This is a genomic window from Streptomyces sp. NPDC007346, assembly GCF_040703535.1.
Lineage (GTDB): Bacteria > Actinomycetota > Actinomycetes > Streptomycetales > Streptomycetaceae > Streptomyces.
The window spans coordinates 16,287-27,368 of record NZ_JBEYKR010000096.1 but is presented as its reverse complement, the minus strand read 5'-3'; the positions used below and the strand labels follow the sequence as shown (position 1 = coordinate 27,368).

Genomic DNA, 11,082 nt, shown 5'->3' with positions numbered 1-11,082 from the left:
CGACAACGCACATGATCACACCAAGGCCGCACCGTTGTCTCATCGCCCACTAATGGCCAACTGGCCCTTCAGCAGGGGACGTTAAAAAACAAGCTCAGGGCGTGTACTTGTACCCCACCCGGCGGACCGTCTGGATCGAACGGCGGTGCTCCGCACCGAGCTTGCGGCGCAGCCGGGCCACATGGACGTCGACGGTGCGGCCGTCACCCACATGCCCGTAACCCCACACCGTCGTCACCAGCTGGTCGCGGGTGTGCACCCGGTGCGGGTGCGCCACCAGGTGGGCCAGCAGCTCGAACTCCAGGTACGTGAGGTCGAGGGTGACCCCGTCCACGGAGGCCGTACGCCGGGTCGAGTCGATCCGCACCGGCCCCGGCGACACCCCCTCCTCGACCGGCTCCGGCGCCAGGTGCTGGGCGAAGGGCGCGCGGCCCTGCCGGTCGGGCTGCTGCCGGAGCTGGGAGGCGGCGACGGCCCCGGCGAGCGCCGGCTGCTGGTCGGCCGGGACGAGCACCAGGTAACCGATCATCGGCGGCTGCCCCGGCAGGGCGGGAAGCGTGTGCTGGGGCGCGGGCAGCCAGGTCGCGCCCGGCGGCAGGAAGTCGGCCACGTCGGAGAGCCGGGCGACCTCGTCACGGTCGACGGCGCGCAGACGGTGCCGGTTGGGGGAGAGGGAGCGGGCGGCGGGGTTGGCCGCGGAGGGCGCCGGGGAGGCCGCGGTGGCAGCGGAAGCGGCGGAGAAAGTACGGGTGTTCGCCATGGAGGGTCAGCTCTTTCGCGCGAGGAGTCGTCGAGGACGGACTTACGTCGTGCGCGCGGACCGAAGGCCGGGGTGAGCGGCTTTAGAGGGCCTGCGCGTTCCACGCGCGGCAACACACCCGGTCGAAATCATGGTGCTGACGGGATGGCCAGAACGGCTCGAGGTCGCTGCGACCCGACACGATGTACTGGAAGCTGGCCATGGCTCCATTGAAGCAGACATTGCGGCAATGCAGCAGACTTCTCTCACTCGTCGATACGGCCTCTTGACGTTACCTTCCTCACGCTGCGCTTTTTCTCGCTCACCTTTCTTTCCTGCCGTCTCGAATGAGCGCCGAGCGATCATCGGGCGAGCGCCGAGCGGCCGTCGAACGAGCGCGGAACGACCGTCGAGCGAGCACCGAACGACCGTCGAACCAGCATCGGGCGAACGGGGAAACCACGCGGGAGGGGCCCGCCGGCGAACCGGCGGGCCCCTCGAAGACGCGTCGCCGCGACGGGATCAGACCTGGCCGGCCTTCTCCAGCGCGGTGCAGCAGGTGTCGACGATGAGCCGCGTGACGACGTACGGGTCGACGTTGGCGTTGGGGCGGCGGTCCTCGATGTAGCCCTTCTGGTCCTGCTCGACCTGCCACGGGATACGGACCGAGGCGCCGCGGTCGGAGACGCCGTAGCTGTACTCGTTCCACGGGGCGGTCTCGTGGAGACCGGTGAGCCGGTCGTCGATGCCCGCGCCGTAGTTCTTCACGTGGTCCAGCGGCTTGGAACCCTCCCCCAGCGACTCGCACGCGGTGATGATCGCGTCGTAGCCCTCGCGCATCGCCTGGGTGGAGAAGTTGGTGTGCGCGCCCGCGCCGTTCCAGTCGCCCTTGACCGGCTTCGGGTCCAGCGTCGCGGAGACGCCGAAGTCCTCGGCGGTGCGGTAGAGCAGCCAACGGGCCACCCACAGCTGGTCGGAGACCTCCAGCGGGGAGAGCGGGCCCACCTGGAACTCCCACTGGCCCGGCATGACCTCGGCGTTGATGCCGGAGATCCCGAGCCCGGCCGCCAGGCAGTTGTCGAGGTGCTTCTCCACGATCTCGCGGCCGAAGATCTCGTCCGCGCCGACCCCGCAGTAGTAACCGCCCTGCGCGGCCGGGAAGCCGCCCTCGGGGAAGCCGAGCGGCCGGTGGCCGTCGAAGAAGGTGTACTCCTGCTCGATGCCGAAGATCGGGGCCTGGCCCGCGAACTGCTCGGCGACCGGACGCAGCGCGGCCCGGGTGTTGGACGCGTGCGGCGTCATGTCGATGTCGAACACCTCGCACAGCACGAGGATGTCGTCACCGCCGCGGATCGGGTCCGGGCAGGTGAAGACGGGCTTCAGTACCCGGTCGGAGGCGTGGCCCTCCGCCTGGTTGGTGCTGGAACCGTCGAATCCCCAGATGGGCAGGGCCGTCACGTCCTGCGACGGCGTGCCGTCCATGATCTTCGTCTTGGAACGAAGCTTGGCGGTCGGCTCGGTGCCGTCTATCCAGATGTACTCAGCCTTGAACGTCACGGACGCCATCCTTTGCGGGTGCAGCGGTCTATGCCGCGCAGCTTGGCAAGACGCGATTTCCCGTCCGTTGCCCGAGTGTGAACCCCGTGTTACCGAGGTTTCCTCTGTCAGAAGGGCACCTCGCAGGGCTCGTCGTACGTTGCCCTCTACGCTCACGCGTCGCCTCTACGCTCACACGTTGCCCTTGAGGAGATCCGAGAACCCGGCGGCCCGGATCCGCCGCACCAGCTCCTCCCGGCTCGACCCCAGCGCCTCGGCCGCCCGGGACAGCTCCCAGTCCGCCCCCGCCAGGGTGTGCAGCAGATGGCCGCGCCGGATCTGGGCATCCGAGAGCCGGAACGTCTTCAGATAGGCGACCCGCCCCTTGTGGTCGGTGATCGTCTCCCCGATGTGCTGCCCGCTCCCGTCCCGGACGAACGGCGGCAGGAACCGCCACAGGGTGAACGACCCCATCCGGTACACCCGGTCGAAGCCGTACGACGTGTCCAGCAGCTCCCGTGCGAACAGGGCGTCGTGCGCCTCCTCCCACGCCCGCTGCTGCCCGCGCGCCGCCGCCCGAAGACCGGCGAGCGTACGGATGTGCTCCTCGCCCCGGATGCGCGCGCCGAACTCCGCCACCGGCGCCCCGTACAGCCCGTACTGGTGCACCAGCTCCCCGTACAGGTCCTCCACCAGCGAGGCGTGCAGCAGCCGGTAGTCCTCCGGGTGCGGTACGACGAACGCGGCGGCGAGCGCGTCGGAGACGTACACCATCACCCCGCACTGGTCCGGGTGGATCTCGAAGATCCGCAGCGCGTCCCCGAGCCCGCGCACCGACCACCCGAGGTACGCGTCCTCCGCGCGCGGCGAGAGCCCGTCGCGCAGCGCCTGGCGCGACCACTCCTCCCAGGCGGTCGACGGGCCGCCGAAGTGCAGCGCGAGGTAGCCCTCCAGGGCCAGGTGGAGCGGCAGGAACCGCAGCCGGTCGCCGGGGCGCCGCTTGGCCATACGGTGCAGGGGCGGCCGGGGCAGCCGGAGGGTACGGGGCGCGTCACGCCCGCCCAACTGGGTCCCGTACGCGGCCGACTGCCCGCCGGAGCCCGGCGCCCCGGCACCGGCGGCCGACCAGTCGGCGACCAACCCGTGGGGGATGTACGAGACGTAGTGGCCGCGGGGCCCCAGCTCGACGAGCCCCGCCCCGAGCCCCTCGTACACCTCCCGGTGCAGCCGGAGCCCTTCCACCGGAGCCTCACGCACCAGCGGTACGAGTCGGATGCCGCCCCACACCTGCGCGGGCCGGGTGGTGAGCCCGGTCAGCTCCAGCCGGTTCACGCGACCTCCCCCTCTCCCGTTCCGTCTCCGTGCCCGTCTCCCAGGAACCGCGCCACCCGCCGGTCCAGATACGCGTGCAGCTCCGCCGGCCCCGTCCGGCCCTCGGCGAACCGGGCGATCTCCACCAGCGCGGGCAGATCCTCCGCGTCCCGGATCCCGGCCGTCGGAACGCCCGCGGCGAGCCGCCGTACGTCGAAACCGGCCGCGTCGTATACGGGGTTGACGTGCACCACGGCCGTGCGCCGCCCCGGATCCAGCCGGCTGCGCCACACCCGCAGCACCTCGCCCGCGAGCCCCGCCGGGGCGTTGTCCCAGCCGTCCGAGACGATCACCACCCGGTCCGGGGCCGCGCCACCCGCCCCGGGCTCCAGCGCGTCCAGGACCCGCATCCCCAGCGGCGTCGGCCCCCACGGCCGTACGAGCAGGGCGTCGCCCCGGCCCGAGGTCCACAGCGCCCGGTACGCGCCGGGCGCGGCGAGCGCCTCCAGCAGGTAGTGGCAGGCCAGGGCCACGGCGAGCGGCCGCCGCCGCTTCTGCCCCGACCCGGACGAGGAGAAGCTGTCGTCCAGCACGGCGTGCACCCGGCCCCAGCTCCCGGCATGTCCTCCCGCTCCCCGGCGGGCGGCCGTGCGCAGGGCACCGGTCAGCTCGGCGCGGCGGGCGGCGCGCCGCTCGAAGGGGAGCGCGAGGACGTAGAGCGCCAGCCGGGTCAGCGGCAGCACGCTCAGATCCACCTCCTCGGCGGGCCCCCGGCCCGACGCCGCCCGCTGCTCCTGGGTGCGCAGCCGCTCCAGCCGGGTCATCCGGGGCGCCGCCCGCTCCAGGAAGACCGCGCGCTTCATCCCGTGCCGCGCCGCGAACCCCTCCGCGACGCTGAACGGCAGCTCGGCCACGGCCCCCTGCTCGTAGTGGGCGCGCCGCCAGGCGTCCAGCAGCGGGTGCTCGTAGCGCGGCAGCTTCCCCGGCCGGAACAAGAACGCCCCGACCTCGCTCGCCACCTGGGCCCCCTCGGGGCAGCGCAGATGGATGTGGCGGGCGGCCGTCTTCACCCCGCTCCGGTACTTCACCGCGTCGTGCCCCAGATCCGGCCGGCCCGCCAGCCAGTCGCGCATGATCGCCCGGGTGCGCCGGTTGTTGATCCCGGCCCGGCGTACGGCGCCGAAGAGGCGGTACACGCGCTGGGGCGGCAGCACCGCCAGCCGGGCGGCGATCAGCCGGCCCTCGGCGCGCCGCTCCTCGGCGCCCGCCTCGCCCGCGGTCTCCAGCAGCCCGAGCACGATGCGGGCGGCGTTGTGGTCGTTGATGTCGAGGGCCAGGGAAGCGGCGTACAGGCGGCGGTAATTGACCCGTACGTAGGTGTGCAGAAAGTCCAGGGAAAGCCGCTGGTCCAGGGCGCCCGAAACGCCCGGACGGAACTCGCGCTGTCCGGTCGCGGTGATCGCGGCGTTCACGAAGAGGAGGACGTCCTCGGCGGCGACGAGATCGGCATGGCTCTCGGACGTATTCATGGTCTTCCCCCGGGTGGACGCAGTCGCCAGCCGGGGAATGGAGGCGCGAACTACGAAATCATCGCTTCACAGGCACGTCTCGGAAGTCGCAGCCGAAGTCCCGCGGCCGGCCCGGGAAACGTAACGGGGAAGGGCCGCTCCCCGCCACCGTATTCGGGGGCCTTCGGACTGTGGGCGCACCGGCCGCACCCGTCGCACCGCCCCCACGGACGACGCCGGCCGGCACCAGGCACACTGGCCCCATGACGACCCCCGCCGCCCGCATCACTCCCGCCACCACCCCCCTGCGCATCGGCCTCCTCGGCGCCGGCCCCTGGGCGCGCAACACCCACGCGCCCGCGCTCGCGGCCCACCCCGATGTCGTGCTGAGCGGGGTGTGGGGCCGCCGCGCCGAGGCGGCGGAAGCCCTCGCGAGCGCCCACGGCACCCGGGCGTACACGGGGGAGGCCGGGGTCGACGCGCTGCTGGAGACGAGCGACGCGGTCGCCTTCGCGCTGCCGCCGGACGTCCAGGCGCCGCTCGCGGTCCGGGCGGCGGAGGCGGGCTGCCACATCCTGACGGACAAGCCGGTCGCCACGACGGTCGAGGGGGCCCGCGCGGTCGCCGAGGCAGCGGAGAGGGCGCAGGTCGCCTCCGTCGTCTTCTGCACCCTGCGGTTCGCGCCCGAGACCTCCGCGTGGATCGCCGAACAGGCGGCGGTGGACGGCTGGTTCACGGCCCGCGCCCAGTGGCTCGGCTCGCTCTACGCCCCGGGTTCGGCCAACGAGTACGCCGACTCCCCGTGGCGGCGCGAGAAGGGCGGCCTGTGGGACGTCGGCCCGCACGCGCTCTCGGTGCTGATCCCGGTGCTCGGCGAGGTCACGGAGCTGACCGCCGCGCGCGGCCCCGCCGACACCACCCACCTGATCCTGCGCCACACCTCCGGCGCCTCCAGCACGGTGACCCTCGGCCTGAGCGCCCCGCCGGCCGCGGCGGGCATGGACATCGAGCTGCGGGGCGAGCACGGGACGGCCGAGATCCCGCGCTGGGACGGCGCGCAGGCCGCGCTCCGGGGAGCGGTGGACGCGCTGGCCGAGGCGGTACGTACGGGGGTGCCGCACGCCTGCGACGCCCGCTTCGGCCTCCGCCTCACGGAGCTGCTGGCACAGGCGGAGGCGCAGGTGGCCGCCGGCTAGCGATCGTGGACCCCGGTGGTCTGGTTCAGGCCACCGGGGCCGACGATGGCCCGCGGTTCAGCCGTGGCGCCCCAGCGCGTCCCGTACCGCCTGCTCGCTCCGCGCGACCACGGCGCTGCCGTCGTCGGCGGTGATGATGGGCCGCTGGATCAGCTCGGGGTGCTCGGACAGGGCGGCGATCCACCGCTCACGCGAACCCGCCTCCCGGGGCCACTTCTCGAGCCCCAGCTCCTCGGCCGCCGCCTCCTGGGTCCGGGTGATGTCCCACGGCTCGAGTCCGAGCCGGTCCAGGAGGGCCCGCACCTCCTCGGGGGAGGGCACGTCCTCCAGGTAGCGCCGGACGGTGTAACCGGCCCCTTCGGCGTCGAGCAGGGTGAGTGCGCCGCGGCACTTGGAACAGGCCGGATTGATCCAGATCTCCATGGGGCCGAGGTTACGCGAGGGACCGCCGAAATCGCTTCTGGCCAGGGGCGATTGTCAGTGGGGGGCAGTAAAATGGAGGGAGTTCGTGAGGGTTCCACCACCCTGCCAGGAGGATGCCGATGGCCGTTGCCGCAGCCACGACCGAGCCGCTCGACCGACAGCTCCCGACGCCCTTCCACCCGCCCCTTCCCGCCTCGCTGCCGAAGAAGCGACTGCCCGCCGGCCGGCCCCGCGAGTGGTACGTCTCGCACAACCGCCGCCTCAAGGCCATGCGCCTGGCCATCGCCCTGCTCGACAGCGGGGTCTACCGGCCGGCCAGCGCGGGCAACCACAAGATACGGACCACCGCCGAGCGCCTGGGCATGCACCCACCGTCCGACACCACCTGCCGGATGGTCCGCGCCCTGATCCTCTACGGCCGCTGACGCCACCCGCCCGCCCCTGTGCCCCCGGACCGGCCGGTCCGGGGGCACAGGCCCGTCACCGACCTCACCCGGCCCTGCCCCTGGCCCTGCCCCCTGGGCCGCCGGGCTCTCGCGTACGGGCACGCCTGTCCCCGCCTGGCACGTCCGTACGCCGACAATCCATCGTTCTCGGGGGTTTGAGGCCACGATTGACGCTCACGGGCGGGGGCGAACCGTTCGACATGCCTTACTTCCTCCCAGATGTGGTGATCATCGACGCACCGCACACCGACGAGGAGGAGCAACCACGATGGTGACGCCCTACGACCGCACCGTCCGCGTCGGGCAACCACCGGTGGTCGTCGACGGAGTCCGGGCCGACGAAGGGCTCGCGCTCCTGGCCGAGCAGGTCGACCGGGTGGCCTGGCTGGACCGGTCGGCCTTCCTGACCGCCTCCTTCGGCCACCCGGCGCCCTGGCTCCACCACGTACCGGCGTCACCGCTGCTGCGTACGGAACCATCGCGTACGGACTTACGGCGTACGGAGTCACGGCGTACGGACTCACGGCCCACGGGCCCGCCACGTACGAACTCACCGCGTACGAACTCACCGTGTACGAACTCACCGCGTACGGAAGGCCCGCCCCCGCCCCCGCTCGTCCCCACCGCCCGGGACGCCGAGGGCTCCCGCCGCTTCGCGGTCGCCTTCGCCCCCGAGCACGGCAGCCACGCCACCGACTGGGCGGCGGCCCACGCACACCGGCTGCTGGCGCCCGACGCGGCGGTCACCGCCCACGCCGCCGACAAGATCGACGCGATGGAGCTGCTGCGCACCGCCCGGGTGGCGGTCCCCGAGCACGTGATCATCCCGGCCCGGGACCGACGCGGCGCCCGCGCGTACTGGCCCTCCGCATGGCCCGGAGCCGTCCTCCAGCGCCGGGAGAACAACCTGATCGGCCGGGGCACCCTGCCGGTCACCGGCCCCGTGGCCCTGGCGGCGGCCCTCGACGCCTGGCCCGGCCACGAGCTGCGGCTCAGCCGCATGGTCCCGGGGCTCTCGCTCACGGTGAGCGCCTGCGTCGGCGGCGACCGTACGGTGGTCGCCGCCGTCTCCCACCAGCTGGTCGGCCTCCCCGAGCTGACCCCCGGCTGGGGCACGCACTGCGGCAACCAACTGCTCGCCCCCGACGACCTCCCCGCCGGCCTCTACGAACGCGCCCGGCAGACCGCGTACGACACCGGCGAGGCGCTGCGCGAGCGCGGCTACCGGGGCGTCTTCGGCCTCGACCTGCTGGAGGACGGCGGCGATGTGCTGGCGGTCGAGATCAACCCCCGATTCCAGACGGTCTCCTCCCTGGTGCAGGCCGCCGAACACGCGGCCGGTCTGCTGCCCACGCTCGGCCTGCACATCCTCGCCTCCCTGCTCCCCGAACTCCCCGCGAGCTGTCCCAGCCGGACCCCCGTGCCCCGCCTGAGCCAGCTTGTCGTCCACGCCGACCGGCACACCACCCTGACGGCGGTCCCGGCCCCCGGCCGCTACCGTCTCGGCCCGGACGGCCACCTGCACGGCCCTGACCCCGCCGGACCCGGCCCGCTCACCGCCCTCCGCCCCGCCGAGGCGCTGTGGTGGCCGCACGCCCTGCCCGGGGAGGTGGAACCGGGCGACGAACTGCTGCTCATGCAGTTCGGCGACCACCTCTGCGCCCCGACCCCGCGCCCGGCGCTCGGCCCCACGGCCCACGCCTGGCGGAACGCGGCCGTGACGGCCTTCGGCAGCCGGACGTGACGCGGGAGGCGTACGGGCACGGGGGCGGGGCCCGTACTCGTACGAGAAGGCCGATCCGTTCCCGTACGGCACTCCACCCCCGTACGGCGAGGACCCTCTGAACGGCGAGGACCCTCTGAACGGCGAGGAACCTCCGTACGGCGACGAACCCTCACACCGCGAGGAACCCCCGTCCCGGCCCCGGACCTGACCAGCTGGACGAAGCAGCCTGCTGACGCTCCAGGCTGCGGCGGCACCTGGGCATCGGGGAGACGCGGGCGGGCCGGACCGGCTGACGCACGCCGTCCACGGCCGGACGGCAGCGGCTAACGGGGGTCCGTACCGCCGCCGCGCACCTCGTCCAGCGAGGTGCGCATGATCTCCGTCGCGCGGTCGAACCAGTCGGAGAGTACGGCGATCTCCTCGGGGCCGTAGTCCGCGAACAGGGCGGCGAAGCGCTGGTAGTTGGGGCCGTACACCTCGAAGAGGCGGGCGGCGGCGGTCTCGTCGGCGACGACCCGTACGCGTCTGCGGTCGGCCGGGTCGCTCTGCCGGCGGGCGTACCCGGCGCGTTCGAGCCGGGTGATGACGCCGGTGATGGCCCCGGTGGTGAGGTTGGCGCGCTGGGCGAGCTCACCGGCGGTGGCGGCGGTTCCGGCGCCCTGGGCCTCCAGGACGAAGCCCAGGCAGGTCAGGTCGGTGATGTTGAGCCCGAGCCGGCCCGCGATGTCGTGCTGGGCGACGATGCCCAGCGCCATCAGCCGGTCCATCTGGGCGTGCACCTGTTCCGGGGTGGCCTTCGCCCGCGGCTTGCCGTCCACGCAGAGAATCCCTTAGCATCTAAGTAACTTAGTTTGTGAGATAAAGCCCGTCCCGTTCAGCCTACTGTCCGGGCGCCGGTTCCCAGGGGGAGTCATGAGTGCACACGGCCATGTCGACATGGGCCACACCGTCGCCGGCTGGGCCGGCACGGCGACGGCGGTGGTGGGCTTCACGGTCCTGGGCGTCGCGGTGGCGGCGGTCTCCGTCCCCATCGCCCTCGCGGGCGCCGGCATCACGCTCGGCGCCGTACTGCTGACGTGGCTGCTCCACCTGGCGGGCTGGGGCAAGCCGAGCGGTCCCCGCCCCGAGAGCGCATGGTCCTGGAAGGTCCGGGACCGCTCCGCCGGCCGAGGCCACCCCGACTGCCTGGGCTGCCGCCTGGCGGGCCGGAGGGCGGGCGCACCCGAAAAGGCGTCGAGCACGGTGGTGGCTGCCTCTACTGTGACCGGGTGACGACCGAGGCGATCATGCGGAAGGGCGGCCCCGGTACCGCCCGTCGCCTCCGGGCGATAGGAGCACCATGAGCGACCTGTGGACCGGCGAGAGGGTACGCCTGCGGGGCATCGAACCAGCGGACTGGGAGGGCTTCCGGGCCCTGGCCCTGCACACCGTGGACGCCCGCAACGCCGACGTGGTCGAGCCCCCGCGCTCCGACGAGAGCTTCCGCGCCTGGGCCTCCGAACGCGCCGCCCGCACACCGAACCCCGCCGCGTACCACCTGGTCATCGAGACCCGCTTCGAGCACGCCTTCGTCGGCGCGGTCTCGGTGGGCGAGACGGACGCCCGCGCCGGCCGCTTCCGTACGGGCATCGAGGTCACCCGCGAACACCGCCGCCAGGGCTACGCGGCCGAGGCCACCGAACTGGTCCTCACCTACATGTTCGCCGAACAGCGCAGCCACAAGTGCGAGGTGGAGGTCTACGCCTTCAACGACGCCTCCCTGGCCCTCTACCGCAAACTCGGCTTCGTGGAGGAGGGCCGCCTGCGCCAGCACGAGTTCTTCGCGGGCGCCTACCACGACGTGGTCCTGCTGGGCATCACGGCGGACGAGTTCTGGGCGGGCCGCCCGCGCCCTTCGCTGCGCTGAGGGGCGGATGGCGCGCTGAGGGACGGCGGCGTGCTGAGGGGGACGGCGTGCTGAGGGACGGGCGGTGTACTGAGGGGTGGACGGCGTGCTCAGGGGCGTACGGCGTACTGAGGGGCGTACGGCGTCGGGGCGCGCCGATCCGGCATGCGCCCGCCGGTCGTCCGCGGTCCACCACCCGCCCGCTTTCACGCTCAGTGACTGCGCTTCACCTGTTTGATCCTATTTCTGTCGATATCGCCCGAAGGGTGGTGACGTTGGTCTGACGGTCCCCCCCCAGACGCGAGGAAGCGA

Annotated in this window: 11 protein-coding genes; 5 read left to right on the top strand and 6 right to left on the bottom strand. The window is 73.0% G+C overall.

The window, feature by feature from the left end; all coding sequences use genetic code 11:
• Nucleotides 1-94: 94 nt before the first annotated feature.
• From AB0917_RS23125 to AB0917_RS23110, 4 genes are all read right to left on the bottom strand, one after another.
• On the bottom strand, nucleotides 95-760 hold the full coding sequence (locus AB0917_RS23125) for a winged helix-turn-helix domain-containing protein (protein ID WP_366821523.1): 666 nt from the start codon (nucleotides 758-760) through the stop codon (nucleotides 95-97).
• A 501-nt stretch (nucleotides 761-1,261) separates the two neighbouring features.
• Nucleotides 1,262-2,296: a glutamine synthetase gene (glnII, locus tag AB0917_RS23120; protein ID WP_366821522.1), complete on the bottom strand. Its 1,035-nt coding sequence runs from the start codon at nucleotides 2,294-2,296 to the stop codon at nucleotides 1,262-1,264.
• Between the two features lie 171 nt (nucleotides 2,297-2,467).
• Entirely contained in the window at nucleotides 2,468-3,607 is a 1,140-nt protein-coding gene (locus AB0917_RS23115) for a hypothetical protein (protein WP_366821521.1), read from the bottom strand.
• Nucleotides 3,604-5,115, bottom strand: a complete 1,512-nt coding sequence (locus AB0917_RS23110; protein ID WP_366821520.1) for a hypothetical protein — start codon at nucleotides 5,113-5,115, stop codon at nucleotides 3,604-3,606. Before AB0917_RS23110 ends, AB0917_RS23115 begins: the two co-directional genes overlap by 4 nt.
• 242 nt (nucleotides 5,116-5,357) lie before the next feature.
• Between AB0917_RS23110 and AB0917_RS23105 the strand changes: the two genes are divergently transcribed.
• Nucleotides 5,358-6,290, top strand: a complete 933-nt coding sequence (locus AB0917_RS23105) for a Gfo/Idh/MocA family oxidoreductase (RefSeq protein ID WP_366821519.1) — start codon at nucleotides 5,358-5,360, stop codon at nucleotides 6,288-6,290.
• 57 nt (nucleotides 6,291-6,347) lie between these two features.
• On the opposite strand, the gene AB0917_RS23100 is transcribed toward AB0917_RS23105, so the two are convergent.
• Entirely contained in the window at nucleotides 6,348-6,713 is a 366-nt protein-coding gene (locus tag AB0917_RS23100) for an ArsC/Spx/MgsR family protein (protein ID WP_366821518.1), read from the bottom strand.
• A 119-nt stretch (nucleotides 6,714-6,832) separates the two neighbouring features.
• On the opposite strand from AB0917_RS23100, the gene AB0917_RS23095 reads away from it, so the two are divergent.
• Both AB0917_RS23095 and AB0917_RS23090 read left to right on the top strand, forming a co-directional pair.
• Nucleotides 6,833-7,138, top strand: coding sequence for a hypothetical protein (locus tag AB0917_RS23095; RefSeq protein WP_366821517.1), 306 nt, complete (start codon nucleotides 6,833-6,835; stop codon nucleotides 7,136-7,138).
• Nucleotides 7,139-7,427: 289 nt separating this feature from the next.
• The gene (locus AB0917_RS23090) at nucleotides 7,428-8,903 is read left to right on the top strand and encodes an ATP-grasp domain-containing protein (protein WP_366821516.1); all 1,476 of its coding nucleotides are present in this window, start codon (nucleotides 7,428-7,430) and stop codon (nucleotides 8,901-8,903) included.
• A gap of 305 nt (nucleotides 8,904-9,208) precedes the next feature.
• Here AB0917_RS23090 and AB0917_RS23085 read toward each other — a convergent pair whose 3' ends face one another.
• Nucleotides 9,209-9,703, bottom strand: coding sequence for a MarR family transcriptional regulator (locus AB0917_RS23085; protein WP_366821515.1), 495 nt, complete (start codon nucleotides 9,701-9,703; stop codon nucleotides 9,209-9,211).
• A 94-nt stretch (nucleotides 9,704-9,797) separates the two neighbouring features.
• On the opposite strand from AB0917_RS23085, the gene AB0917_RS23080 reads away from it, so the two are divergent.
• Nucleotides 9,798-10,157, top strand: a complete 360-nt coding sequence (locus tag AB0917_RS23080; RefSeq protein WP_366821514.1) for an HGxxPAAW family protein — start codon at nucleotides 9,798-9,800, stop codon at nucleotides 10,155-10,157.
• Nucleotides 10,158-10,224: 67 nt separating this feature from the next.
• Entirely contained in the window at nucleotides 10,225-10,791 is a 567-nt protein-coding gene (locus AB0917_RS23075; protein WP_366821513.1) for a GNAT family protein, read from the top strand.
• The last annotated feature ends 291 nt before the right edge of the window (nucleotides 10,792-11,082 follow it).

Excerpts from the sequence above, each read along its gene's own strand:
- AB0917_RS23100 (WP_366821518.1), bottom strand. The coding sequence starts at position 6,713 with ATGGAGATCTGGATCAATCCGGCCTGTTCCAAGTGCCGCGGCGCACTC.
- AB0917_RS23090 (WP_366821516.1), top strand. The coding sequence starts at position 7,428 with ATGGTGACGCCCTACGACCGCACCGTCCGCGTCGGGCAACCACCGGTG.
- AB0917_RS23080 (WP_366821514.1), top strand. The coding sequence starts at position 9,798 with ATGAGTGCACACGGCCATGTCGACATGGGCCACACCGTCGCCGGCTGG.
- AB0917_RS23105 (WP_366821519.1), top strand. The coding sequence starts at position 5,358 with ATGACGACCCCCGCCGCCCGCATCACTCCCGCCACCACCCCCCTGCGC.
- AB0917_RS23075 (WP_366821513.1), top strand. The coding sequence starts at position 10,225 with ATGAGCGACCTGTGGACCGGCGAGAGGGTACGCCTGCGGGGCATCGAA.
- AB0917_RS23125 (WP_366821523.1), bottom strand. The coding sequence starts at position 760 with ATGGCGAACACCCGTACTTTCTCCGCCGCTTCCGCTGCCACCGCGGCC.
- AB0917_RS23095 (WP_366821517.1), top strand. The coding sequence starts at position 6,833 with ATGGCCGTTGCCGCAGCCACGACCGAGCCGCTCGACCGACAGCTCCCG.
- AB0917_RS23110 (WP_366821520.1), bottom strand. The coding sequence starts at position 5,115 with ATGAATACGTCCGAGAGCCATGCCGATCTCGTCGCCGCCGAGGACGTC.